At 75.4% G+C, this 25,040-nt stretch carries 23 protein-coding genes and 1 tRNA gene; 14 read left to right on the forward strand and 10 right to left on the reverse strand.

The window, feature by feature from the left end:
- Positions 1-12: 12 nt before the first annotated feature.
- Together ACI783_RS13170 and ACI783_RS13175 are read right to left on the reverse strand one after the other, a co-directional pair.
- A complete protein-coding gene (locus ACI783_RS13170) occupies positions 13-285 on the reverse strand; it encodes a hypothetical protein (protein WP_457140854.1) in 273 nt (90 codons plus the stop codon).
- Positions 282-1,367 carry an FAD-dependent oxidoreductase gene (locus ACI783_RS13175; protein WP_457140855.1) on the reverse strand — a complete coding sequence of 362 codons (1,086 nt, stop codon included), beginning with the start codon at positions 1,365-1,367 and terminating at the stop codon, positions 282-284. Before ACI783_RS13175 ends, ACI783_RS13170 begins: the two co-directional genes overlap by 4 nt.
- A gap of 136 nt (positions 1,368-1,503) precedes the next feature.
- On the opposite strand from ACI783_RS13175, the gene ACI783_RS13180 reads away from it, so the two are divergent.
- A complete protein-coding gene (locus ACI783_RS13180) occupies positions 1,504-2,490 on the forward strand; it encodes an ATP-binding protein (protein ID WP_457140856.1) in 987 nt (328 codons plus the stop codon).
- Between the two features lie 76 nt (positions 2,491-2,566).
- Here ACI783_RS13180 and idi read toward each other — a convergent pair whose 3' ends face one another.
- Complete coding sequence (gene idi, locus ACI783_RS13185; protein ID WP_457140857.1) at positions 2,567-3,112, reverse strand: isopentenyl-diphosphate Delta-isomerase; 546 nt, start codon at positions 3,110-3,112, stop codon at positions 2,567-2,569.
- A gap of 157 nt (positions 3,113-3,269) precedes the next feature.
- Between idi and ACI783_RS13190 the strand changes: the two genes are divergently transcribed.
- From ACI783_RS13190 to ACI783_RS13215, 6 genes are all read left to right on the forward strand, one after another.
- On the forward strand, positions 3,270-5,831 hold the full coding sequence (locus tag ACI783_RS13190; RefSeq protein ID WP_457140858.1) for an EAL domain-containing protein: 2,562 nt from the start codon (positions 3,270-3,272) through the stop codon (positions 5,829-5,831).
- A 30-nt stretch (positions 5,832-5,861) separates the two neighbouring features.
- Positions 5,862-6,695: an alpha/beta fold hydrolase gene (locus ACI783_RS13195; protein ID WP_457140859.1), complete on the forward strand. Its 834-nt coding sequence runs from the start codon at positions 5,862-5,864 to the stop codon at positions 6,693-6,695.
- Between the two features lie 85 nt (positions 6,696-6,780).
- Complete coding sequence (locus ACI783_RS13200) at positions 6,781-8,082, forward strand: PP2C family protein-serine/threonine phosphatase (RefSeq protein WP_457140860.1); 1,302 nt, start codon at positions 6,781-6,783, stop codon at positions 8,080-8,082.
- Positions 8,083-8,113: 31 nt separating this feature from the next.
- Entirely contained in the window at positions 8,114-9,478 is a 1,365-nt protein-coding gene (locus ACI783_RS13205) for an MFS transporter (protein WP_457140861.1), read from the forward strand.
- A 29-nt stretch (positions 9,479-9,507) separates the two neighbouring features.
- On the forward strand, positions 9,508-10,602 hold the full coding sequence (locus ACI783_RS13210; protein WP_457140862.1) for a DNA glycosylase AlkZ-like family protein: 1,095 nt from the start codon (positions 9,508-9,510) through the stop codon (positions 10,600-10,602).
- Between the two features lie 36 nt (positions 10,603-10,638).
- On the forward strand, positions 10,639-11,718 hold the full coding sequence (locus ACI783_RS13215; RefSeq protein WP_457140863.1) for an NAD-dependent epimerase/dehydratase family protein: 1,080 nt from the start codon (positions 10,639-10,641) through the stop codon (positions 11,716-11,718).
- 117 nt (positions 11,719-11,835) lie between these two features.
- Here the strand turns inward: ACI783_RS13215 and ACI783_RS13220 are convergent, their stop codons facing one another.
- Entirely contained in the window at positions 11,836-12,693 is an 858-nt protein-coding gene (locus ACI783_RS13220) for an aldo/keto reductase (RefSeq protein WP_457140864.1), read from the reverse strand.
- 230 nt (positions 12,694-12,923) lie between these two features.
- On the opposite strand from ACI783_RS13220, the gene ACI783_RS13225 reads away from it, so the two are divergent.
- Together ACI783_RS13225 and ACI783_RS13230 are read left to right on the forward strand one after the other, a co-directional pair.
- The gene (locus tag ACI783_RS13225; protein ID WP_457140865.1) at positions 12,924-14,144 is read left to right on the forward strand and encodes an MFS transporter; all 1,221 of its coding nucleotides are present in this window, start codon (positions 12,924-12,926) and stop codon (positions 14,142-14,144) included.
- Positions 14,137-14,736, forward strand: a complete 600-nt coding sequence (locus ACI783_RS13230) for a histidine phosphatase family protein (RefSeq protein ID WP_457140866.1) — start codon at positions 14,137-14,139, stop codon at positions 14,734-14,736. The genes ACI783_RS13225 and ACI783_RS13230 overlap by 8 nt, the downstream gene beginning before the upstream one ends.
- A gap of 138 nt (positions 14,737-14,874) precedes the next feature.
- Here ACI783_RS13230 and ACI783_RS13235 read toward each other — a convergent pair whose 3' ends face one another.
- Positions 14,875-15,936 (reverse strand): EAL domain-containing protein, encoded by a 1,062-nt coding sequence (locus tag ACI783_RS13235; RefSeq protein WP_457140867.1) that lies wholly within the window; start codon positions 15,934-15,936, stop codon positions 14,875-14,877.
- Positions 15,937-16,090: 154 nt separating this feature from the next.
- Between ACI783_RS13235 and ACI783_RS13240 the strand changes: the two genes are divergently transcribed.
- Positions 16,091-16,714, forward strand: coding sequence for a TetR/AcrR family transcriptional regulator (locus ACI783_RS13240; protein ID WP_457140868.1), 624 nt, complete (start codon positions 16,091-16,093; stop codon positions 16,712-16,714).
- Positions 16,715-16,768: 54 nt separating this feature from the next.
- Here ACI783_RS13240 and ACI783_RS13245 read toward each other — a convergent pair whose 3' ends face one another.
- From ACI783_RS13245 to ACI783_RS13260, 4 genes are all read right to left on the reverse strand, one after another.
- Entirely contained in the window at positions 16,769-19,048 is a 2,280-nt protein-coding gene (locus tag ACI783_RS13245) for a heavy metal translocating P-type ATPase (protein WP_457140869.1), read from the reverse strand.
- A complete protein-coding gene (locus ACI783_RS13250) occupies positions 19,045-19,254 on the reverse strand; it encodes a heavy-metal-associated domain-containing protein (RefSeq protein ID WP_457140870.1) in 210 nt (69 codons plus the stop codon). The genes ACI783_RS13245 and ACI783_RS13250 overlap by 4 nt, the downstream gene beginning before the upstream one ends.
- Positions 19,255-19,279: 25 nt before the next feature.
- Positions 19,280-19,573, reverse strand: coding sequence for a metal-sensitive transcriptional regulator (locus ACI783_RS13255; protein ID WP_457140871.1), 294 nt, complete (start codon positions 19,571-19,573; stop codon positions 19,280-19,282).
- A 635-nt stretch (positions 19,574-20,208) separates the two neighbouring features.
- A complete protein-coding gene (locus ACI783_RS13260; RefSeq protein WP_457140872.1) occupies positions 20,209-20,442 on the reverse strand; it encodes a DUF3618 domain-containing protein in 234 nt (77 codons plus the stop codon).
- A gap of 63 nt (positions 20,443-20,505) precedes the next feature.
- Here ACI783_RS13260 and ACI783_RS13265 point away from each other — a divergent pair.
- The 4 genes from ACI783_RS13265 to ACI783_RS13280 all read left to right on the forward strand — a co-directional run bounded on the left by ACI783_RS13265 (position 20,506) and on the right by ACI783_RS13280 (position 23,879).
- A tRNA-Leu gene (locus ACI783_RS13265) sits at positions 20,506-20,586 on the forward strand.
- A gap of 68 nt (positions 20,587-20,654) precedes the next feature.
- Positions 20,655-21,365: a hypothetical protein gene (locus tag ACI783_RS13270; protein ID WP_457140873.1), complete on the forward strand. Its 711-nt coding sequence runs from the start codon at positions 20,655-20,657 to the stop codon at positions 21,363-21,365.
- Positions 21,366-21,413: 48 nt separating this feature from the next.
- The gene (locus tag ACI783_RS13275) at positions 21,414-22,076 is read left to right on the forward strand and encodes a hypothetical protein (protein ID WP_457140874.1); all 663 of its coding nucleotides are present in this window, start codon (positions 21,414-21,416) and stop codon (positions 22,074-22,076) included.
- A gap of 192 nt (positions 22,077-22,268) precedes the next feature.
- Positions 22,269-23,879: an ABC transporter substrate-binding protein gene (locus ACI783_RS13280; protein WP_457140875.1), complete on the forward strand. Its 1,611-nt coding sequence runs from the start codon at positions 22,269-22,271 to the stop codon at positions 23,877-23,879.
- 58 nt (positions 23,880-23,937) lie between these two features.
- Here ACI783_RS13280 and ACI783_RS13285 read toward each other — a convergent pair whose 3' ends face one another.
- Positions 23,938-24,858: a DUF6910 family protein gene (locus ACI783_RS13285; protein WP_457140876.1), complete on the reverse strand. Its 921-nt coding sequence runs from the start codon at positions 24,856-24,858 to the stop codon at positions 23,938-23,940.
- Between the last annotated feature and the right edge of the window lie 182 nt (positions 24,859-25,040).

The following is a 25,040-nucleotide window of genomic DNA, read 5'->3' on the forward strand; positions in this document are numbered from 1 at the left end:
GGCGCCTCCCGCTCAGCGGTCGGTGAACTGCGGGTCGAGCCCGTCGTCGTTGCCGCCGCCGTCGCCGGCGGCCGGCAGCGGAGCGTCGTCGGCGGCCGCCGCGGCCACCTCCGGGGTGTCCTCCACGGCGGGCTCGGCCGGCCGGCCGTCGGGCTGCTCGAGGGCGGCCAGGGCCTCCTGCTCGTCCACGCCGAGGGGCACCCGGCTCCGCTCACCGGGCAGCCCCTCGTCGTTGCCGGTGGCCATGCCGGTGTCGGGCAGGGCGGGGTCCGGGTTCTCGCTCATGCGTCGGTCACTACCGCCGATGCCCTCCGGTCAACCTCCGGTCCGGCGGCGAGGGTGCGCAGCAGCTCGCGGGCGGCGGCCCGCCCCGCCCGGTTGGCGCCGATCGTGCTCGCCGAGGGGCCGTACCCGACCAGGTGGAGACGTGGCTCGGCGACCACCCGGGTGCCGTCCATCGCGATGCCGCCCCCGGGGGCGCGCAGGTGCAGCGGCGTGAGATGGACCAGGGCCGCCCGGAAGCCGGTGGCCCACAGCACGGCGTCGGCCCGGACGAACCGGGCCGGGGAGTCCCAGGCCACACCGTCGTGGGTGAGCCGGTCGAACACCGGGAACCGGTCCAGCACGCCCCGGTCCCGGGCGGCGAGCACCGCCTCGGTCTCCAGGAGCCCGGTGACGCCGACGACGCTGCCCGGTGGCAGGCCGGCGCGCACCCGCGCGTCGACCAGGGCGACCGCGGCGCGGCCGGCGTCCTCATCGAAGTCCCCCGGGCGCCAGATCGGCTCCCGGCGGGTGACCCAGGTGGTCTCGGCGACCTCGCTGATCTCGATCAGCTGCTGCACCGCTGACGTCCCCCCGCCGACGACGACCACCGACTGCCCCCGGAACTCCTCGGCGCCGCGGTAGTCAGCGGCGTGCAGCTGCCGGCCGCCGAACAGCTCCCGCCCCGGGTAGGCGGGCCAGAAGGGGTGGGTCCAGGTGCCCGTGGCGTTGACCACCCCGCGCGCCGTCCACTCCCCCGCGTCGGTGTCGAGCACGAAGCCGTGGTCGGTGCGCCGGACCGCCCGCACCGCCACCGGCCGCCGCACCGGCAGGTCGAAGTGCCGCTCGTAGGCGGCGAAGTAGTCCCCGACGACCTCGCTGGCCGGCGCCGCCGGGTCGGCGTCGGGCAGCGCCATCCCCGGCAGGGGGTGGATCCGGTGCGCCCGGTCCAGCCGCAGCGAGGGCCAGCGGTGCTGCCAGGCGCCGCCCGGCCCGGCGTCGGCGTCCAGGACGACGAAGTCGGCGCCGGCCCGGCGCAGTGCCCAAGCGGCCGAGAGCCCGGCCTGCCCGGCCCCGATCACCACGACGTCGTTGTGCACGGCCACCTCAACACCGCGGTTTCGCGGGCCATGCCGGGCCCGACCCGGGAGTGTGACCCTCGCCGGACCGATGATTCCCGATCACCGTCCCCGGGCACAGACCCCCAGTCGAAGCAGCCGACGAAGGAGGCGGGCCCAGCCCGTGGAGCACGCCGAGCAGCAGGTCGTCCCGTCGCCGAGCCCGGAGCCCCAGGGCTACCGGCACATCGGCTACGTGGTGCGCCCCGGCCAGGATGTCGCCGGCGTCCTGGGCCCGGTGCTGCGCACCGCCCTGGACGCCGGCGAGCCGGTCGTGGTGGCCTGCACCGAGCCGGTGGCCGGTGCCCTGCTGGACGCCCTCGGCCGCCCCGAGGACGTCCACGTCGGCCCGGCCGACCCGCTGGGCGACCGTCCCCCGAACGCGATCGCCGCGATCGGGTCGCTCGTCGACGGCGAGCTGCCGCCCGACGGCCGGCGGCTGCACCTGGTGACCGGCCCCGGCGAGCCGGACGACTGGACGACCTGGACGCAGACCGAGGCGCTGCTCAACCACGTGCTCGCCGAGCGGCCGGTCGATCACCTGTGCCTGCTGAGCCCGGCCGTGGGCGAACCCGACGGTGTCGACGCCCAGTCGGTGGCGCGGGCGACGCACCCGTGGCTGCTGACCGCCGACGGCGCGGTGCGCAACCCGGGCTACCGGGCGCCGGAGGAGCTGCTGCGCGAGGTGGAGCGGGCGCGGGTGCCCGATCCCCTGGAGGACACCGAGCCCACCCTGGCCGTCGTCGACCTCGACGACATGCGTGCCCTGCGCCGCGCTCTGCGCCAGGCGCTGGCCGACAGCGCGCTGTCCGAGGACGCCGCGCAGGACTTCGTGCTGGCCATCGACGAGGTGACCGCGAACGCCACCGAGCACGGCGTGCCCCCCGTCGACGTGAAGCTGTGGTGCACCCCGGAGCGCCTGCTGTGCGCGGTGACCGACCGGGGCACCGCCTTCGACGACCCGCTGGTGGGCTACGGCCCCGCGCACGGCGACATGGCCGTGGGCGGGATGGGGTTGTGGCTGGCCCGCCGGTCGGTCGACGTCCTCACCACCACCCCGGCCGACGCGGCCGGGCAGGGCTGCACCGTCCGGCTCGTGGTGCACGCCTGACGAAGGACCCCGTCCCCCTCACCCCTCGCAGGCTCGGGGCGAGCCTCTGGACGGGGCCGGGCGACCTCGCGTTCACTCAGGTGGTGGGCGCGAGGCCGGCGGCCTCGATGAGGCGGGCCTGCTCGCGGCACCAGGGCGACCAGGCGTCGTCGAGCTGGGCCTCCTGGCGGGCCCGGAAGTCGGCCCAGTCGAGCACCTCCCACTCACCGACCTCGGTCGGTTCGGGCGCCGGCGTGCCGGTGAAGCGGCCGATCCAGACCGGGCAGATCTCGTTCTCCACCACGCCGCGGAACACCGCCCGGTAGCGGTAGGACGGCAGGGCCGGCCGCAGCTGCTCGACCCCGAGGCCGAGCTCGTAGCGCGCCCGGCGGGCGATGGCCGCGACGTCGTCCTCACCCGGGCCCGGGTGCCCGCAGACGGTGTTGGTCCACATCCCGGGGAAGGTGGCCTTGTCCTCGGCACGGCGGGTGACCAGCAACCGCCCGGCCGCGTCGAAGAGGTAGGCGGAGAAGGCGCGGTGCAACGGGGTCTCCCCGTGGTGCACCAGCGGCTTGGGCATCGTGCCGATCGCCGTCCCGTCCTCGTCGACCAGGACGATCAGCTCGCTCGTCGCGGGTGCCACCACCGCTCCATCGTCCCCGACCGCGGCGTCCGGCGCCTGCAGGGGCTCTCCTCGGCGCCGACCCGGACGGGTGAGAGGGCATCGCCCCGCCCCGCCGACCATGATCATCATTTATCCCGACGACCGCCGCGCGGCGGTCCGGGGAGGACGACGGTCGATGACCCGCACCGGGACGGCGGACGCCGCCCTGTCTGCTCCGCCGGCGCCCGCCGCGGGCACCACCTTCTCCGCACCCGCTGCGCCGGGGGCCGACGGGCCCCCGCTCGCCGCACTGGGCGACCTCGCGGTGCCGGCCCGGCTGGTGCCGCCGGGAGTGCCGCTGGCCGCCCTGGACGCCCTGTTCCGCCGGGACGCCGGGCTGCGCTGGGTGGTCACCGACCGGCCCGAGGCGCCGGTGCTGGTCAGCCGCTCCTGGTTCGAGGTCGCGATGACCGGCCGGCTCGGCTACGGCCGGCTGGTGCACGCCCGGCGCGAGCTGCCCGAGCTCGGGGTGCCGGAGACGCTGGTCTTCCCGGCCGACGCCCCGGTGCCGCAGGCGGCCGCAGCGGTCGTCGAGCGGCGCGCCGCCGGTGACGCGCTGCTCGACGCCGTCGTCGTGACCGGACCGGAGGGCCGGCTGTTCGTGGTGCCGGTGACCGCGTTGTTCGAGCACCTCGCCCAGCAGTACGCCTGGCAGGCACTGCACGACCCGCTGACCGGGCTGCCCAACCGGATCTCCCTCCTCGAGCGGCTCCGGCAGGCCGGCGGCACCGGAGTGCTCTGCTACATCGACCTGGACCGGTTCAAGGACGTCAACGACCACCTCGGGCACAGCGCCGGTGACCAGGTGCTCGTCGAGTTCGCCCGCCGGCTGCGCGGGGTGGCCCGCGCCGGGGACCTGGTGGTGCGGCTCTCCGGGGACGAGTTCGCCGTCGTCACCGGCGAGGCGATGACCGGCGAGCAGAGCAGCGCGCTGGCCGAGCGGATCGTGCTCGCCGCGGCCGCACCGTTCGTGGTCAGCGCGCTGGGCGCCGACGGGCCGGCCGAGCACCTGGTGAGCCTGGGCGCCAGCGTCGGGGTGGCCAGCGCCGACGGCCGGCTGCCGGGCTCGCTGGACGACCTGCTGCACCAGGCCGACCTGGCGATGTACCGCGCCAAGTCCCTGGGCCGCGGCCGCGTCGCGCACTTCGGCAGCGAGCTGCTGGCCGACGCCGAGGCCACCGACGTGGTCCGCGCGCGGCACGCGATGGAGCGCCGGCTGCGGCACGCCATCGAGACCGGGGGTCTGACGCTGCACTACCAGCCGGTGGTCGCGCTCCCGGGTGGGCAGGTGACCGGGGTCGAGGCGCTGGCCCGCTGGGACGACGCGGAGCTCGGCGTCGTCCCGCCCGACCGGTTCATCCCGTTGGCCGAGCAGACCGGGCTGGTCGTCGACCTGGGCCGCTGGGTGCTGCAGACCGCCTGCCGGGAGGCGGCCGGCTGGCCGACCGGTCCCACCGGCCTCGCCGCCACGGTCGCGGTCAACGTCTCCGCCGTCCAGCTGGCCCAGCGGGACTTCACCGACGACGTCGTGCGGGCGCTGGCCGACAGCGGGCTGGCCCCGGAGCGGCTGTGCCTGGAGATCACCGAGACGGCGGCGATCACCGACCTGGGGGCCACCGCGGCCCGGCTCACCCAGATCCGCGACCTGGGGGTGCGGCTGGCGCTGGACGACTTCGGTGCCGGGCACTCGGCGCTGAGCCTGCTGCGCGCGCTGCCGTTGGACCTGGTGAAGATCGACCGGTCCTTCGTCGAGCGGGTGGCCAGCGACACCGCCGACGCGGTGCTCGTCCGGCTGGTCGTCGAGGCGGCGCACAGCCTGGGCCGCCGGGTGCTGGCCGAGGGCGTGGAGTCCGACGAACAGGCCCGGCAGCTGATCGCGATGGGCTGCGACGCGGCGCAGGGCTGGCTGTTCGGCAAGCCGGAGCCGGCCTCTCCGGCGCTGACCGCCCGCCTGACCCGCCGCGCGGTCAGCGGGCCGCCGGCCGAGGCCGGGGGCAGCGCGGTGCTGCCGCTGGGCGGGAACGACGAGCTGGTCCTGGTGACCACCCCGGACCTCCGGATCAGCTACGCCTCGGCCAGCAGCGGCCCCATCCTCGGCTGGCTGCCGCAGGAGCTGGTGGGCCGGTCGATCGGCGACCTGCTGCACCGGGAGGACCTGGCCCGGCTGGTCGCCGACCCGGAGCTGGCCGCGCGCGTGCTCGACGGCACCGCTGTGCACCGCTACGTGCACCGCGACGGCGGCCTGCGCTGGCTGGAGAGCGGGACCCGCCGGCTGCGCGACGACGACGGCCGGGTGCGGGAGGTGCTGTCGGTCTCCCGGGACGTGACCGCCACCGTCGAGGCGCGGCGGGCGCTGGCGGCCAGCGAGGCGATGTTCCGGCACGCCTTCGACGACGCGCCGATCGGCATGACGATGACCCGGATGGACGGGCGGCTGCTGCGGGTGAACAAGGCCTTCGCCGCGCTGCTGGGCACCACCGCCGAGCAGCTCCGGGACAGCCGGGTGCAGGACCTGACCCCGGTGGCGGACCGGCCCGCCGTCGACGGGCTGTTCACCGCGTTCATCGGCGTGACCGAGCTGTCCACGGCGTTCGTGCACGCCGACGGCTCGCCGGTGCCGGCGCTGGTGCGGGTCTCGGTGGTGCGGGACCGGGACGGGAGCCCGACGTCGGTGTTCTCCCACGTCCTGCCCGAGTGAGCGGGCGGTCGCCGGGGAAGGGACGGGGGCATGGACTCCTTCCGCCGCGGTGACCTCGTCTTCGACGTCCGGGACGCCGGCCCGTCCGACGGGGAGCCGGTCGTGCTGCTGCACGGCTTCCCGCAGGACTCCGGCGCCTTCGACCGGCTCAGCCCGGTCCTGCACTCCGCGGGGCTGCGCACCCTGGCGCCGGACCAGCGGGGCTACTCCCCCGGCGCCCGGCCCACCGGCCGCTCGGCCTACCGGCTGCGCGAGACGGCCGACGACGTCCTGGCGCTGCTGCAGGCCGCCGGGCTGGACAGCGCGCACGTCGTCGGGCACGACTGGGGCGGCATCGTCGGCTGGGCGCTGGCCGCCTGGCACCCGTGGCGGGTGCGCACCCTCACCTCGCTGTCGGTGCCGCACCCGGCCGCGATGACCCAGGCCCTCGGGCACAGCGACCAGGTGCTGCGCTCGGCCTACATCGGGCTCTTCCAGCTGCCCGTGGCTCCCGAGGCGGCGCTGCTGGCCGGTGGCGGTGCCGTGCTGCGCCGGATGCTGCGGCAGGGCGGTCTGCCGGAGGAACTGGTCGACCGCTACGTCGACCGGATGCGGGAGCCGGGGGCGCTGACCGCCGCACTCAACTGGTACCGGGCTCTGCCCCTGGCCGGGAACGACCCGGTCGGCCGGGTGCGGGTGCCGACGCTGCACGTCTGGGGGGCGCGGGACACCTTCCTCGGCCGGGCCGCGACCGAGGCGACCGGGGAGTTCGTCAGCGCGCCCTACGCGCTGGAGGTGCTCGAGGACGCCGACCACTGGCTGCCCGAGCTCGCCGCCGACCGGGTCGGGGAGCTGGTCACCGCCCACGTGCGCACGCACGGCTGACCGCGGGAGCCCCCGGTCCCCCCGCCGTGCCGGGTGGTGCAGGCTGGGTGCTGCCCGCGCATCCCGAGGAGGAGACCACCACCCCATGCCGGAACGCCGGACCCTGGCCCAGCACCACGCGGACGTGGTCCGGCTGCAGGCCGTCGAGGCGGAGCTGTCCCGGGCGCTGGAGCTGTCCCGCAAGATCCTGGACAACACCGCCGACGGCATCTACGGCCTGGACGCCGAGGGCCGGGTGGAGTTCGTCAACCCCGCCGCCGAGCGGATCACCGGGCACCCCGCGGCCGTGCAGCTGGGGAGCAACCAGCACGAGCTGATCCACTCCCGGCACCCCGACGGCACCCCGCTGCCGCTCGAGGAGTGCGGGGTGTGGCGCGCGCTGCGCACCGGGGAGCCGGTGCACGCGGCCGACGAGGTCTTCTGGCACCGCGACGGCAGCGCCGTCCCGGTCGACCTGGTCGCCGTGCCCACGGTCGAGGACGGGCAGGTGACCGGCGTCGTCGTCTCCTTCCGCGACCTCACCGAGCGGCGGGCGGCCGAGGCCGAGGCGACGCGGCTGCGCGAGGCCGCCCGTCGCGCCGCGGAGGACCGCGCGCTCTCCGACCGGCTGCAGCAGGCGCTGCTCACCCCGCCGCCGCAGCCGGACCACCTGCACCTGGTGGTGCGCTACCTGCCCGCCGCCTCCGGCGCCCAGGTGGGCGGTGACTGGTACGACGCGTTCCTGCAGCCCGACGGCGCGACCGTGCTGGTGATCGGCGACGTGGTCGGCCACGACAGCGACGCCGCGGCCGCGATGGGCCAGCTGCGCGGGCTGCTGCGCGCCCTGGCCTTCGACAACGACGAGCCGCTGTCGGCCACCCTCACCCGCACCGAGCGCGCCGCGACGGGCCTGGCGGTCGGCACCTTGGCCACCGTCCTGCTGGCCCGGGTCGAGCGGCGGCCGGACGGGACCGGGACCGGCGGTCGGCGGCTGCGGTGGAGCAGCGCCGGCCACCTGCCTCCGGTGCTGCTCGCCCCCGACGGCAGCTCCCGGCTCCTGGCCACCCGCCCGGACCTGATGCTGGGGGTGACCGCCGACGCGCGGCGGCACGACCACACCGTCGACCTGTTCGACGGCAGCACCCTGCTGCTGTTCACCGACGGCCTGGTCGAACGGCCCGGCTCCGACCTCGACACCGGGCTGGCCGCCCTCCAGGACGCCCTGCGCGACCTCGGGCACACCCCGCCGGAGGAGCTGTGCGACACGCTGCTGGCCCGGCTGGTGCCCGGCGCGGCCACCGACGACGTCGCGCTGCTGGCCGTGCGGCCGCACCCCGAGGACCGTCCCCGGCCCGCCGAGGCCGGCCCCAACCGGCTGCCGGGCCCGCTCGCCGGCACGCAGGGGTGAGACCCGGCTCCCGTCCGGGTAGGCCGCGTCGATGAGCGCCGAGCCGACCGCCGCCTCCCCGACCTCCCCGCCCGCGCCGCTGACCCGGCCGCAGCGGCTGGACCGGCTGCCGCTGACCCGGCAGCACGGCCGCCTCGTCGTGGGCAGCGGCATCGGCTGGGCGCTGGACGCGATGGACGTCGGGCTCATCTCCTTCGTGATGACCGCGCTCGCCGTCCAGTGGTCGCTGACCGACACCCAGCTGTCCTGGATCGCCTCCATCGGGTTCGTGGGCATGGCGCTGGGCGCCACCCTCGGCGGGCTGCTGGCCGACCGGATCGGCCGCCGGCAGGTGTTCGCGCTCACCCTGCTCGTGTTCGGCCTGGCCACCGGCGCCGCGGCGCTGTCCTGGTCGGTCGGCGCCCTGCTGGTGTTCCGGTTCCTCATCGGGCTGGGCCTCGGCGCCGAGCTGCCGGTGGCATCCACCCTGGTCAGCGAGTACGCACCGGCCCGGGTGCGGGGCCGGGTGGTGGTGGCACTGGAGGCGTTCTGGGCGGTCGGCTGGGTGCTGGCCGCGCTGATCGGCTACTTCGTCGTGCCGCGCAGCGACGACGGCTGGCGTTGGGCGCTGGCCCTGGGGGCGCTGCCGGCGCTGTACGCCGTCGTCGTCCGCCGCGGCCTGCCCGAGTCGGTGCGCTTCCTGGAGCTGCGCGGTCGCACCGACGAGGCGGAGGCCGCGGTCCGCCGCTTCGAGCGGGCCGCCGGGGTCGACCCGGTGCCCAGCCCCCGGGTGGCCGCACCGGTGACCCGGGCGCGGCCGGGGCAGCTGTGGGCCCCGGCCGCCCGACGGCGCACGGCCGCGCTGTGGGGCGTGTGGTTCTGCATCAACTTCGCCTACTACGGCGCCTTCACCTGGCTGCCGACGCTGCTGTACGCCTCGGGCTTCTCGCTGGTGAAGTCCTTCGGCTACACGCTGCTGATCACCCTGGCCCAGCTGCCCGGGTACGCGGTCGCGGCCTGGCTGGTCGAGCGCTGGGGGCGCCGGCCGACCCTGGGGCTGTTCCTGCTCGGGTCGGCGCTGGGCGCGGGGCTGTTCGCCGTCGCCGGCGGGGACTCCGCGGTGCTGGCCAGCGGCATGGTGCTGTCGTTCTTCAACCTCGGTGCGTGGGGCGCGCTGTACGCGCTCACCCCGGAGGTGTACCCGACCGCGCTGCGCGCCACCGGCGCGGGCGCAGCGGCCGGCTTCGGCCGGATCGCCTCGATCTTGGCGCCGCTGTCCGTGCCGCACCTGCTGGACGGCGGGGGCACCGGGCTGGTGTTCGGGGTGTTCGCGCTGGCCTTCGTGCTCGCCGCCGCCTCGGCCTGGGCACTGCCCGAGCGGCGCGGCGACGCCCTCGACGAGACCGTTGCCTCCTGACCGTCGGCAGCTGCCCCTACGGTGACGCCATGACGGTGCTGACCCGGGCGCAGGTGCTCGGTCACCGGGTGCGGGCCCACCAGCTGGACCGCGCCACCGGCACGACCGACGACACCGCGGTGCTCGACCAGGGCGTGCAGGACACCGGACCGGACGCCGCCCGGTGGTCGCTGGCGGTCCGCGGGGCCGACGTGCCGGTGAAGCTCCCCGGCCTGGCCCTGGCCTGGACCCTGCGGGGCGCACCGCACGCGTACCGCCGCGCCGACCTGCCCGGCGTCCTCGCCGCGACGGCGCCGTTCTCGAAGGCCGACGCCGCCAAGCGGGTCTTCGACGCGGCGAAGCCGCTGCGCGCGGCGGGCATCCCGGTGCTCACCGCCCTGGACACCGTCGCCGGCGTGATGCGCACGCTCGTCACCGAGCCGATGATCAAGGGCGAGGTCTCCGGCCGGCTCGCCGAGCTGCTGCCCGAGCCGTACCTGCGCTGGTGCCGCCCTTGCCAGGCCACCCACCTGTACGAGCAGCCGTTCCGGCTCGCCGCGCTGCGCGCCGGCCTGGAACTCGTGCCGGGCACCTCACCACCGGTGCTCCGACCGGTCCCGGGCCTCGTCCCAGCCGAGGAGGTGCCCGAGCGGCTGGACGTCGTCCGCGGCCACCTGCGGCTGTACCGCCCGGCCACCCCGCAGCACGTCGCGGCGCACCTGGACGCCCCGGTCGCCGCCGTCCGAGCGCGCTGGCCCGACGACGCCGTCGAGGTCACGGTCGACGGGGAGCGCCGCTGGCTGCTCGCCGCCGACCTGCCGGCCGCGGCCGCGGAGCCGGCCCCGGTGGTGCGGCTGCTCGCCCCCTACGACCCGTGGTTGCAGCTGCGCGACCGGTCGCTGCTGGTGCCCGACCGCGCGCGGGCCAAGGAGCTGTGGCCGGTGCTGGGCCGCCCCGGCGCGGTCCTGGTCGACGGCGAGGTGGCCGGCGTCTGGCGACCGCGCAGCTCCGGGCGGCGGCTCACGGTGCGGGTGCAGCCGTGGCAGGCCCTGCCGCCCGCGGTCCGCAGGCGCCTGGCCGAGGAGTCCGAGCGGCTGGCGGCGTGCCGGGGCCTGGCGCTCGACGCGCTCGACGTCGCCGGCTGAGGGGTGGACGTCGTCCTGCGCGGGTAGCCGCCGGACATGGCTGAGCTCCCCAGCGGACACCTGTCGGGCATGACCGTGGCGGTCACCGGCGCCTCCGGCAACGTCGGGACGGCGCTGCTGCGTACCCTGGCCGACGCCGGGGTCGCCGAGGTGCGTGGGCTGGCCCGCCGCCGGCCACCGGAGACCGAGCCGTACGCGGGGGTGCGCTGGTTCAGCGCCGACCTCGGCGAGAGCTCCAGCGAGCCGGTGCTCGACGAGTTCCTCGCCGGGGCCGACGCCGTCGTCCACTCGGCGTGGGCGCTGATCCCCGACCGTCAGCCCGACCTGCTGCACCGGGTGAACGTGGAGGGCACCCGCCGGGTGCTCGACGCGGCCGGCCGGGCCGGGGTGGCGCACGTGGTGGCGCTGTCCTCGATCGGCACCTACGCCGCCGGCCCGCAGGTGCACCCGGTCGGCGAGGACTGGCCGACCACCGGCATCCCGTCCTCGCAGTACAGCCGGATGAAGTCGACGGTCGAGGGGCTGCTGCGCGACTTCGACGCCGCGCACCCGGAGGCGACGGTCTCCCCGATCCGCCCGACCCTGGTGCTGCAGCCGGACGCGGCCAGCGAGATCGGCCGCTACTTCCTCGGGCCGCTGCTCTTCCCCGCCGCCCGGGCAGTGCCCGGACCGGTGGCCAAGCTGCTGCCGCTGCCGCTGCCCGGGTCGCTGCACCTGGGCTTCGTGCACGCCGACGACGTCGCCGACCTGATCGCCCGGGTGCTGGACCGGCGGGCGCCGGGGGCGTTCAACGTGGCCGCCCCGCCGAACCTCGACGCCGACGGCCTGGCCCGGGCGCTGGGCACCCGCCGGGTGCCGGTGCCGGCGGTGGCGCTGCGTGCCGGGATGCAGGCAGCGTTCGCCGCACACGTGCTGCAGATCGAGCCCGGCTGGCTGGACATGGGCATCGGGGTGCCGCCGCTGGACACCACCAAGGCGCGCACCGAGCTGGGCTGGCGGGCGAAGCACAACGGCGGGGACCTGCTGCGGGAGTTCGTCGCGGCGCTGGGCAGCGGCGAGGGGCACACCGGTCCGCTGCTGCACCCGGGCACCGGCCCCGACCACACCCCCGCCTGACCGCCCGCCCACGCGGGTCGGTGCCCGTCCTCCTGCACCAATGCCTGTCCCCCCGCACCAATGCTGGTGCGGGGGGACAGGCTTTGATCAGGTCACCTGATCACTGCTGGGCGCGGATCAGGCGAGGGCGTCCAGGCGGGCGATCTCGTCGGCGGAGAGGGTCAGCTGGGCGGCACCGAGGTTCTCGGCCAGGTGGTCCAGCGACTTGGTGCCCGGGATCGGCAGGATCACCGGCGACTTCGCCAGCAGCCAGGCCAGCGCGACCTGCGACGGGGTGGCGTCGAGCTCCTTCGCGACCGCGGCCACCGGGCTGTCGGGCTTGGCGAGGTCACCGGTGGCGATGGGGAACCACGGGATGAAGGCGATGCCCTCCGCGGTGGCGTAGTCGAGCACGTCCTGGCTCTGCCGGTTGGTCAGGTTGTACAGGTTCTGCACGCTGACGATCTCGGTGATCTCCCGGGCCGCCTTCAGCTCCTCGACGGAGACCTCGGAGACGCCGATGTGCCGGACCTTGCCCTGCTCCTTGAGCTCGGCGAAGGCGCCCAGCTGGTCGGCCAGCGGCACCTCGGGGTCGATCCGGTGCAGCTGGATCAGGTCGATCCGGTCGACCTTGAGGTTGCGCAGCGAGAGCTCGACCTGCTGCTTGAGGTAGGCCGGGCGGCCCACCGGGATCCACTCGCCGGGACCGGTGCGGGTCAGGCCGGCCTTCGTGGCCACGACCAGGCCATCGGCGTAGGGGTGCAGCGCGTCGGCGATGATCTGCTCGCTGACCACCGGTCCGTAGGAGTCGGCGGTGTCGATGAAGTCGACGCCCTGCTCGACGGCGGCCTGCACGACGCGGACGGCGTTGGCCCGGTCGGCCGGCTCGCCCCACACGCCGTCGCCGGTGAGCTGCATGGCGCCGTAGCCGAGGCGGTGGACGGGGAGGTCGCCGCCGAGGTCGAAGGTGAGCGTGGGGGCGGTGGCGCTGGTCATGTGTCCTCCAGGACGTGAGGTGCGCGGGACGTCGGTGCGCGGCGTCGGGGCCCCGGGATCGGCCACCGGGGTCTCGTTGCGCACAAGCGGGTACTGCCCCACCGCCTTCCCGACACCACGCCATGTGTCCGGCTGCACAGATCGGCTTCCGCGCGCCCGCCCCCGGCGCGCGGCACGGCGGTGCGGTGGAGTTGAGTAGCCCGGTGCAACGAACACGGGGGACGGCGGCCGTGCCGGTCCTGCTGCTGGTCGGGGTGCTGCTGGTCGCGCTGAACATGCGCGGACCGCTGGTGGCCGTCGCCCCCGTGGTCGAGCTGATCCGCCGGGATCTCGGCGTCGGCGCCGGCACGATCGGCCTGCTGACCAGCATCCCGGTGCTCTGCTTCGGGCTCGCCGCGCCGTTCGCCTCGCTGCTGATCGCCCGGACGGGGGTGCACCGCGCCGTCGTCGTGTCGATGGCCGGGGTGCTGGCCGGCACCCTGCTGCGCTCGCTGGGCACCGAGGAGGCCGCGATCGCCGGCACGGTGGTGATCGGGCTGGGCATCACCGTGGGCAACATCGTCGTCCCGGTGGTGATCGGCCGGGACTTCCCCGGCGTGACCAACGTGGTCACCGCCGCCTACACCGCGACGATGAACCTGGGCTCCACGTTCACCTCTGCGCTCACCGCACCGCTGGCCGCAGTCCTGGGCTGGCAGCTGGCGCTGGCGTCGTGGGGGCTGCTGGTGGTCGTGGCCGCCACCGTCTGGACCGCCGCGCTGCGCCGGCACGTGGCCCGTGCCGCAGCGGCCGGCACCACCCCGCCCGCTCCCCCGCCGCCGGTGCCCGGCCGGTCGGTCTGGCGCCGGCCGGTCGCCTGGGGGCTGACCGTCACCTTCGCCGGGCAGTCGTTCGCCTTCTACGCGACGACGGCCTGGCTGGCGACGCTGCTGGCCGACGAGCAGGGGCTCTCCCGGGAGGCGGCCGGGGTCGGCTCGTCGCTGTTCCAGGTGCTCGCCGTCGCCGGCGCCTTCGCGATCCCCGCGCTGGTCGCCTGGTGGCAGCGTCCGTGGGCGGTGCTGCTGGCGGTGACGACGCTGTGGGCGACCCTGCCACTGGGCATGCTGGCCGCCCCCTCGCTGTGGCCGCTGTGGTGCTCGCTGGCAGGGGTCGCGCAGGGCGGCGGGATCACCGTGGTGTTCATCGCCATCGTCCGGCGGTCCCGGGGCCAGACCGAGAGCCGGCAGCTGTCGGCGATGGTGCAGGGGTGCGGCTACGTGGTGGCGGCCACCGGCCCGCTGGTGATCGGGTCGGTGCACGATGCCACCGGCGGTTGGACGGCGCCGTTGCTGGTCATCCTGGGTGCGGTGATCGTGATGACCGTCGCCGGCGCCGTGTCCGTGGGCGGCCGGGAGTCGTCCGGTTCGAGCGAGCCGGGGCCGGTCCCGGCGAAGGAGGTCCAGCGTGGGTGAGATCGTCGTCGTCCGGCACGGAGCGACCGAGTGGAGCAGGAGCGGGCAGCACACGGGGTTGACCGACCTGCCGCTGCTGCCCGACGGGGAGGACGACGGGCGGCGGCTGCGGTCGGTGCTGGGCGGCCGTGGCATCACGCACGCCTTCGTCAGCCCGCTGATCCGGGCGCGGCGCACCGCGGAGCTGGCCGGCCTGTTCGACGACGGCATCGAGACGGTGGTCGAGCCGGACCTGGTGGAGGTCGACTACGGCCGCTGGGAGGGGCTGACCACCCCGGAGATCAGCGACCGCGTCGGGCACCCGTGGTCGCTGTGGCACGACGGCACCGAGCCCGGCGACAGCCCCGGGGAGACACTGGCGCAGGTCGGCGAGCGGGTCGACCGGGTGCTGGAGCGGGCGCGGCCGCTGCTCGACGGTGGTGACGTCGCCCTGGTCGCCCACGGGCACGTGCTGCGGGTGCTGACCGCCCGCTGGCTGGGCTTCGGCCCGGACAAGGGCGCACTGTTCCCGCTGGCGACCGGCCGCTACGGCATCCTGGGCCACGACCACGAGTGGCCCGCCCTGACCGGCTGGAACACCGGCTGCCCCTGAACGGGCCCGCCGCGCTCCCCAGCGCACCGCGCTCCGCGATCAGCTGAGCTCACCTGGCGTGCTCCTGGCTCACCTCGGGAGGTGAGCCAGGAGCACGCACGATCAGCTGACTGATCCCAGGAGCGCCGCAGTGACCCGTCAGGCGAGGACGAGCTCGGGTTCGCTCTCCGGCTCCGGGCGCACCGGGCGCCCGAAGAGCCAGCCCTGGCCGAGGTCGGCGCCGACGGCGCGGGCCTGGTCGGCCATCCGCTCGTGCTCGACGCCCTCGGCGACGACGACGCCGCCCTGCAGGTGGGCGAGCTCGCACAACGCGCGGGCGATGGCGTTCGCCCCGGGTTCCCCCAGCCGGCAGACCAGCGCCTTGCTCAGCTTGACCACGTCCGGGCGGACGACGGAGACCAGCTCCAGGCTCGACCAGCCCACCCCGACGTCGTCGAGGGCGACCCGCCAGCCCAGCGAGCGGTGGTGTTCCAGCACGGAGAGCAGGTGCTCCCGGTCGGTGACGGCGTGCGGGGCGACCACCTCGAAGACCATCTGCCGGGGGTCGATGCCGGCCTCGTGCACGGCCCGCTCGGTACCGGCCAGGCAGACCGAGGGCCGGTGGATCGCGGCCGGGTTCGAGTTCACGTAGAGGTCGGCGCCGCCCAGCCAGTGCGCGGCGCCGGCGATCGCGGCCTCCCGGGCCAGGCGGTCCAGCCGGGACAGCCAGCCGGCCCGCTCCGCGAGGAAGAACAGGTCACCCCCGCCGACCTCGCGACCGTCGACCCGGCCACGCAGCAGCGCTTCGTGCCCGACCATGCCCCCGGAGGCCAGCGACATGATCGGCTGGTACACCGGCCAGAGCTCGGCGTCGGTCAGCAGGGACATCTCCACGGTGATCCCGCGGCGGGCCAACTCGACGGCGAGCGTCGGCGCGGTGAGCAGCCGGGTGGCCAGCGACACCCCGTCGGCCGGCGGGTCGGTGGTGACCCGGACCGACTCGGTCTCCGCGGCGGTGAGCTCGCGGGCCAGTCGCGCCAGCAACCGGTCGATCCGCCGGCCACCCTGGTGGTCGACGACGTCGAGCAGGCCGGGTGCGGTGCCGACGGTCAGCCCCATGGCGTTGGCGACCCGCGCGATGCTGGGCAGCACGTGGTCCAGCGTGCTGGCCAGCAACAGTCGACGGGCCCGCTGCGGCGTTGCCCACGACGGTCGCACCACGTCACCTCCCCCGTTCACGGCAGCAGGATGACCGACCCGGTGCATGACACCGGGTAGGCGCGCGCAGACGCTGGGTGGGCAACCGAGCACTGAGGCTCAGCTCACAGGAGGGCGAAGATCACGAGGAAGATCATCACGGCTAGGGTCTGCAGGTGTGCCTGACCTGACACCGGCCGACGGCGACCGGCCCGGCCGCGGCGGCCGCCCCCGGGACCCTTCCCGCGACGGTGCGATCCGCGCCGCGATCCTGCAGGTGCTGGCCGAGTCCGGCTACGCCGGCCTGACCATGGACGCGGTGGCGTCGTCCGCAGGCGTCGGCAAGGCGACGATCTACCGTCGCTGGCGGACGAAGTCCGCCCTGGTGGCCGACGCGGTCGCCGAGCTGAGCCAGGCGCCGATGGACGCTCCGGACACCGGCAGCCTCGAGGGTGACCTGCGCATCCTGCTGCACGGGCTGGTCAGCGCGGTGAACGGGCCGGTCGGTGCGGCGACGCTGTCGCTGCTGTCGGCACTGCCGCACGAGCCGGAGCTGCGGGAGGCGTTCCAGACCGGCCCGATGGGCCTGTGGCGGGAGGTCTTCACCACGGCGTGGGCCCGGGCAGAGGCCCGGGGGGAGGTCCCCGCCGACACGCTGGGGTCGGCGCTGGCCTCCACCGCGAGCGCCCCGATCCTGCAGCGCTGGCTGTTCAGTGGCGAGCCCGTCTCGACGGAGTTCGCCGACGAGGTGCTGGCCGAGGTCGTCCTCCCGCTCGTCACCTGCCGCGCCCGCGTCGCCTGACACCACCCCGAGGGCCCGACCGGCATCCCCGGCCGGGCCCTCGCTGCGTGCGCCTCAGCTCGCCGGCGCGGTCGAGCGGAACCGGCGCAGCCGCAGGCTGTTGGTGACCACCAGCACCGACGACGCCGCCATCGCCAGCCCGGCCAGCAGCGGGTTCAGGAACCCGAGCGCGGCCAGCGGCACCAGGGCCACGTTGTAGGCGAACGCCCAGAACAGGTTGCCCTTGATCACCGCGAGGGTCCGGCGGGAGAGCCGGATCGCGTCGACCGCGGCGGTGAGGTCGGCGCGCACCAGGGTGAGGTCGCTGGCCTCGATCGCCACGTCGGTGCCCGACCCCATCGCGAGGCCGAGGTCGGCCTGGGCCAGCGCCGGGGCGTCGTTGACGCCGTCGCCGACCATGGCGACCACCCGGCCGCGGGCCTGGAGGTCCCGGACGACGTCGACCTTGCCGGCCGGCAGCACCCCGGCGACGACCTCCCCGCGCTCGGGGTCCAGCCCCACCGCGCGGGCGACTGCCGCGGCCGCACCCTCGTTGTCGCCGGTGACCATCACCGGGGCGAGCCCCAGCGCGCGCAGCTCGGCGATCGCCGCGGCGCTGCTCGGCTTCACGGTGTCGGCGACCACGACGACGCCCTGCACCTGCCCGTCCCAGGCCACCGGGACGGCGGTGCGGCCGGCAGCCGCCGCGGCGTCGACGACGTCCGCCAGCTCGGCCGGCAGGGGGGTGCCCGTGGCGCCGACGACCACCTCGTGGCCCTCGACGGTGCCGGTGACGCCCTGACCCGGCCGGTTCGCGAAGCCGGTAACCGGCGGGAGCGGAGCCTCGGCGGCGGCGACGACGGCGCGGGCGATCGGGTGCTCGGAGCCGGCCTCGACCGCGGCGGCGAGCCGGAGCGTGTCCGGGTGACCGGCCACCTGCACGACGCTCATCGCGGCGGTGGTCACCGTGCCGGTCTTGTCGAGCACGACCGTGTCGACGACCCGGGTGCTCTCCAGCACCTCCGGGCCCTTGATGACCACCCCGAGCTGGGCGCCCCGGCCGGTGCCCACCAGCAGGGCGGTGGGGGTGGCCAGGCCGAGGGCGCACGGGCAGGCGATCACGAGCACGGCGACGGCGGCGGTGAAGGCAGCCGTGGCGTCGCCGGTGACCAGCAGCCAGGCGGCCAGGGTGCCCAGCGCGATGACGAGCACGACGGGGACGAACACCGCCGAGACCCGGTCGGCCAGCCGCTGCACCGCGGCCTTGCCGCTCTGCGCCTCGGTGACCAGCCGGCCCAGCTGCGCCAGCGTCGTCTCGGCACCCACCCGGGTGGCCTCGACGACCAGCCGGCCACCGACGTTGACCGTCGCGCCGGTGACCCGGTCGCCCTCGGCGACCTCCACCGGCACGCTCTCCCCGGTCAGCATCGACAGGTCGACCGCGGAACTGCCACCGACGACCACGCCGTCGGTGGCGATCTTCTCCCCCGGCCGGACGACGAACTGGTCGCCGACGGCGAGCTGGGCGGCCGGCACCCGGATCTCGCGGCCGTCGCGGAGCACCGCGGCGTCCTTGGCACCGAGCTCCAGCAGCGCGTGCAGCGCGGCACCCGACCGCCGCTTCGCGCGGGCCTCGGCGTACCGGCCGGCCAGCAGGAAGACGGTGACCGCGGCCGCGACCTCGAGGTAGAGCTCGTGGGTGCCGCTCCCCTGCTCGGGCAGCAGGGTGAACTCCATGCGCATGCCGGGCATGCCGGCGTCGCCGAGGAACAGCGCCCACACCGACCAGAGGTACGCGGCGCTGATCCCGAGGGATACCAGGGTGTCCATGGTGCTGGCGCCGTGCCGGGCGTTGACCACCGCGGCCCGGTGGAACGGCCAGGCGCCCCACACCGCGACCGGGCTGGCCAGGGTGAGGGCCAGCCATTGCCAGTTGTCGAACTGCAGCGCCGGGATCATCGACAGCAGCAGCACCGGCAGGGCGAGCGCGGCGCTGACCAGCAGCCGCTGGCGCAGCGCGTCCTCGGGAGTCGCCGCGGCGTCGGCGGCCGGCTCGGTCTCCTCGGCCACCGGCGGCGCCGGCAGCGCGGCCGAGTAGCCGGCGGCCGAGACGGTCTCCAGCAGCCGGTCGGTGTCGACCCGGGCGGGGTCGTACCGGACCGTGGCGGCCTCGGTGGCGTAGTTGACGCTGGCCTGCACGCCGTCGAGCTTGTTGAGCTTGCGCTCGATGCGGTTCGCGCAGCTCGCGCAGGTCATGCCGGTGATGTCGAGGCGGACCTCGTCCAGCCGCACCGCTTGGGGCGCCGGGTCCTGCGCGGCCTCGTCGGACGGGGCCGCCTGCGGCCCGGCGGTCACGCCGGCGTGGCGGAGTAGCTCCCCGCCTCGGCCACGGCCGCCTGGACCTGCTCGGGGGTGACGTCGTCGCCGACGACGTGCAGTCGGCCGCTGGCCAGGTCGACGTCGACCTCGCGGACGCCGGCGAGCTCGGAGACCTCCTCGGTGACCGAGGCGACGCAGTGCTGGCAGGTCATGCCGGTGACGGTGAAGTCGAGGGTCTGCACGGGGTTCTCCTTCGAGCTGATCGGTTCAGGAACGGACGAGCCGGGCGATCGCCGCGGAGGCCTCCGCGATCTTGGCGTCGGCGGCCGCGCCGTCGTCGTCGCCGCTGGCGACGACGGCCTCCCGCACGCAGTGCGCCAGGTGGTCGTCGAGCAGGCCGATCGCGACCGCCTGCAGCGCCTTGGTCGCGGCGGAGACCTGGGTGAGGACGTCGATGCAGTACGTGTCGTCCTCGACCATCCGCGCGATGCCGCGGACCTGGCCCTCCACACGCTTGAGGCGCGCGAGCACCTGGTCCTTGTTGCCGTCGTAGCCCGTCACGACACCGACGGTACCCCTAGGGGGTAGGGGTTGCAATCGCGGTCAACCGGGCGGCAGGCGGGCCCGCTCGTCGTCGTCCGGGCAGCTGCCCTGTCCCCCACTCGGTGCCCACTACCCAACGGTCACCAGCTCCGGGGAGGGCAGCGGGGGCAGCCCGTCAGCCATGGGCACTGCACTCACCTCGACGGCGCCCCGGAACGGCGCCCCGGGCAGGTCACGACCATCGGCCACCGTCAAGGCCCCGAGCGCCCGGGGAGTCGGGGGCGCCGGGACCGGCGGCGACTCCATCACCACCGGGCGGCCGCGGCCGCCCCCTCCCCGTCGGTGACGTCCCGGAGGAAGCCGCAGCCGGGCAGCACCAGGACGGCCAGGACGACGACGGCACGGGAACGACAGCGCATGCGACCCTCCACTCGGGAACCGGCCGCCGAGGACGACAGGCCGCACCCCTCTGGTCGCGGTACAACGCCGGCACGCCAGCCGCGGGCGCCGGGCTGCCCCGCGACCGGGACGACGACCTCGCCGGTGGTCCAGCCGGAGCACACGCGCCCGGCCCGAGCGCGCACGGTCTCGCCGCCGCTGACGCGGCGTCGACCCGGCTCGGGGAGAAGGGCGACCGCCCTGCGCGCGGGAGGTCAGTCGCGGACGGCGTGGACGATGCGCCGGGTGATGACGAACGCCGCGAGCAGTCCGACGGCGGCGATCAGCGCCTTGCCGGGCGGGCTGGCGAGGAACTCCCGCACCTTCGCCTTGGCCTCCTCGCTCAGGCGCTTGGGATTGGTGCGGAAGGCCAGTTCGTCCAGGGTGGCGCCCAGCGACTCGCGGGCGGCATCGATCTCCTGCTGGATCTGCTCGGGGCTGCGCGGCACGCCGACAGCCTGCCAGATGCGTGCGCGGGGGGCCTGGTCAGGCACTTCTACACTCACCCGCACGCGGGAGTGGTGTAACGGCAGCCACGCCAGGTTTAGGTCCTGGTGCCTTCGGGCGTGGGGGTTCGACTCCCCCCTCCCGCACGCAGTCGCGGCCGCACCCCGCCCCGTGAGCGACCTCCGCCGCGGAGCCCACCGACCGGAGGCAGGCGATGGAGCCGGACGGGACCACCCGGGTGGACCACGCCGATCTCCGGGCCGGCGCCACGCCACACGGCGCGATCAGGGTCGAGGGCGGCGGGGTGGTGCGGGGCGCGGACCTGTCGAGCTGGACGACGTCGTGGCTGCGCTTCGACGACGCCACGCCCGCGCGGAACGCGGCGCTGCCCCGCCCGCTCAAGCGAGGGCGGGTCGGCGAGGAGATCCCGCAGTTCGTCGACTGCGACTTCACCGGCTTGACCTGCCCTGCCTTCGATCCGGGGATGACCCGGTTCCTCCGGTGCCGGTTCGAGGACGTCGACGTCACGCTCACCCTCGGCACGGCTTCCGCGCACTTCGAGGACTGCACGTTCTCGGGACGGTGGGAGGGCTGCTTCGACGCCCGTCCGGACACCCGCGACCCGGCGCGGCACGCGGTCGTGCGGGGCAACGACTTCACCGGCTGCCGCGGGTTCGGCCTGCAGGGTGGCGTCGACCGGACGGCCAACACCTTCGACCCCTCGGGTCACCTCGTGCTGTGGCGGGGTGACCCGAACTGGGCGCGGATCCGCGTGATCGCGGAAGCGGACCCCCTCGTGCGGAACGTCGTGACCTCGATCGAAGGCGACGGCCCGTTCGACCTCGCACAGGACTGGGCGGTGCTGGACGGCGAGTTCGTCGAGGACGGCCTGTGGGCACGTCTCCGCCACGTGTGCCGAGCCTGATCCGCGGGCGAGGGGACCGCGAGGAGAGGGCTGGGTAGGGCCGGGGCCATGCGCGCAGACCGGACCGCCGACGACCCCGTCGAAACCGAGGGGCTGGCGAAACGCCTGGACCGCCCGATGGGCGTGCTCGGCCTGGTGTTCGTGCTGATCGTGCTGGGTCAGTCGCTGGCCCGGGAGCCGTGGCTGGTGACGACGCTGACCGTCGCGGGCTGGGTGTGCTGGGCGGTGTTCGTCGCGGAGTTCGCCTTCCGGGCCGTCCGCGCCCGCAGCCAGAAGCGGTTCTGGCTGCGCAACTGGTGGCAGCTGCTGTTCCTCGCGCTGCCCTTCCTGCGCTTCGCCCGGGCCCTCACCCTGCTGCGCACCGCCCGGGTCGGCGGGGTGGTGTCCGCCGCCGTCCGCGGCTCCCGGTCGGCCGGCCGGCTGCTCACCGGCCGGATCGGCTGGCTGACCGCGGTCACCGGCGTCGTCGTGCTGGCCAGCAGCCAACTGCTGTACGTGCTGGGCGCCTACGCCAGCTACGGCCCCGCGTTGCACGACGCCGCGCTGGCCACCGTGAGCGGTCAGGTGCTGAACACCGACCACGGGTTCGCCCGCTTCCTCGCGGTGGCGCTGGCGGTGTACTCCGTCGCCGTGTTCGCCACCCTCGCCGGTGCGCTGGGCGCCTACTTCCTGGAGCGGCGCGATCCCAGCGCCGACCAGCCGACCGGCTGAGCAGCCCGGGCGACCCTGTGCGGGCGCAGATGCCCCTTCCGCAGGGAGAAAACGATGTGCCCGGGCAACCCGCCGGATCCCGACGCTGTGCGCTGCGACGGTGATTTGTATCACTGCGCGTGGTGGTCGCCGCCCGCGACGCCACTCACCGGCCACGTGGTCAGCGACGACCACACAGACGGGAGCACCTCCATGAGACGACGGATGACCTCGGCCATCGCGCTGGCGACCGCGCTGGCCCTCTCCGGCTGCGGAGGCGGGAACTCCGCGTCCGGCACCACCGATGGCGCGGCCGACGAACCGCAGAGCGGCGGCGCGCTGACCGTGCTGCAGGACGCCGGCTTCTCCGGGTCCTGGCCCACCGGCCTGGACCCGGCCACCAACGTGACCGGCGGCGCCAACCTCGACATGAACCAGGCGATCTACGGGGGTCTGTTCCTGCTCGAGGCCGACGACGACGGCTCCAACGCGCGGATCGAGCCCAACCAGGCCGAGAGCCTGGAGCTCTCCGACGACGGCATGACCATGACCGTCACCCTGCGCGAGGGCATCGAGTTCAGCGACGGCACCCCCCTGGACGCCGAGGCCGTGGTCTGGAACTGGCAGCGCGACCTGGCGTCCACGTGCGCCTGCAAGCCCACCTGGCCGCTGGCCGGCAACCCCGACGACATCACCGCCACCGATCCGCGGACCGTGGTGGTGCAGTTCAACGAGCCGTTCGGCGCGGTCGAGGCCAACTTCCCGGTCAGCAACGTGAACTGGATCGCCTCCCCGACCGCGGTGCAGGAGCAGGGCGAGGAGGACTTCGCGATCAACCCGGTCGGCGCCGGGCCGTTCACCGTCGTCTCCAACCAGCTCAACTCCAAGCTCGAGCTGGCGAAGAACCCGAACTACTTCAAGGAGGGCCTGCCCCACCTGGACGAGCTCACCTTCCAGACCATCGGCGGCGACCAGCCCGCCTACCAGGCGCTGCAGGCCGGCCAGGCGCAGGCCTACATCGGGCTGAGCACCACCCCGCTGCTGGACCAGGCACAGCAGAACGGCCAGCTGCAGGTGACCGTCCAGCCGGCCACCTCCCCCTACGTCGTCCAGCTGAACACCCGCGCGGCCCCGTTCGACGACGAGCGGGCCCGGCAGGCCATCTACGCCGCCACCGACTGGGACGCCATCGCCACGGGGCTCTTCGGGGGCAAGTACGAGGTCAGCCAGTCCTTCACCGCACCGGGCGGCAAGTTCCACGAGCCGGAGGCCGACGGCTACCAGGGCTACGACCCGGAGCTGGCCGAGCAGCTGGTGCAGGAGGTAGGCGGCATCGACATCACCCTGGGCACCACCGGCGTCTACGTGGCCGAGCAGGTCATGACCGCGCTGCAGACCCAGTGGCAGGAGGCCGGCATCACGGTGAACACCGAGAGCCTGCCGCTGTCCGGGGTGATCGACCGGTTCACGTCCGGCAACTGGACCGCCATGCTGCAGACGGCCGGGGCCTGGGACCCGGCGGCCGGCGTGGGCGTCAGCCTCCGCTTCGACTCCGAGTCGCCGTTCAGCGGCGTGACGGACCCGCAGCTGGACGAGCTCCTGGCCGAGGCGAGCAGCGCGACCGACGAGGACGAGCGGGGCGACCTGTACCAGCAGGCGGCCGAGCTGCTCGCGGGGAACCACTACGCGCCCTTCGGGCTGGCGTTCGCGCCGGCGAACGTCGCCGTCCAGGGCGTGCAGGGGCCCGGGCTCACCACGGAGATCCCCGCGCTCGCCGTGAACACCAACCCGATCTGGGACCGGGTCTGGACGACGCTCGGCTGATCGCCACCCGGCCCGGCCCCGTCCGACGGGCCGGGCCGGGCTGTCCGGCGGGTGCTGCTCAGTCCAGGTGCACCCGCACCGTGAGCAGCAGCGAGGGCACCGTGGGGTCGTCGACGTCCACGACGCCCAGCAGGTCCACCGCGGCGTCGGTGACCCCGCACAGCGCCAGCCCCTCCACCTTGACCACCGCACCGCCGACCTCCGGCACCGCGGCGACGTCCTGGACGGAGTGGTCCGCGACGAGGGCGAGCGCGGCCCCCACCACCGGGCCGTCGTCGACGGCGTTCGGGGTGTCCTCGGCCGCGGCACTGAGCAGGGTCCGGCCGTCGGGCAGCGCGACGGCGTCGGTGACGGCGAGGCCGACGCCGCGCGCCTGGCCCAGGTCGTAGGAGCGGGGGTGCGCGACCGGCACGGCGGCCGCGGGGGCCCGGCCGAGAACGGCGTCGACCAGCGCGGCCAGTGGCACGTCGACGCTGGCGGGGAACACCCCGGCGACCAGGTTCCCCCGGTTGAACCAGCGCACCGCGTCGCCGTGCCGGCTCGCACCCTCCAGGTTGAGCTGCCCGTCGGGGAGCTCCAGCCGCTCGGCCACCCGCGAGTACAGCTCGGGCAGCTCCGCGGCCGCCACGACCGGCTGCCCGTCCACCAGGCGCACCAGGACGCCGCGCATCCGGCGCGGGGTGGAGCCGGACCCGAGGAGCAGCACGGCCGGCTCGCCGTCGACCTCCGCGGGGCAGGCCACCTCGATGTCGGGCTTGAGGTGCTTGGTCCCCGCCGCCTCGCTGAAGTGGTCCAGGCCCTCGACCGGGGGCAGCAGCCGGACCGGGCAGACCCGCTGCGCCACGAGCCAGGCGGCGACCGTGGCGTCGTCCGGCGCGACCAGCCAGCCCTCCCCCAGCGGCGCGATCGCCGAGGCAGCGGTCACCGGCGCCCCGTCGTCGAAGTGCAGTTTCCGGACGTCGTCCACCGTGATCCGCATCCGCCCACTCTGCCCCGGCGCGGTGCTCCCCACGCCCTGCCACTCAGCGGCGCCGGCGGTGGCACCGCCCATGACGTGCACGTCCGTGGGGGGGGGGGGGGGGGGGGGGGGGGGGGGGGGGGGGGGGGGGGGGGGGGGGGGGGGGGGGGGGGGGGGGGGGGGGGGGGGGGGGGGGGGGGGGG

It is taken from the genome of Modestobacter sp. SYSU DS0511 (assembly GCF_054050755.1).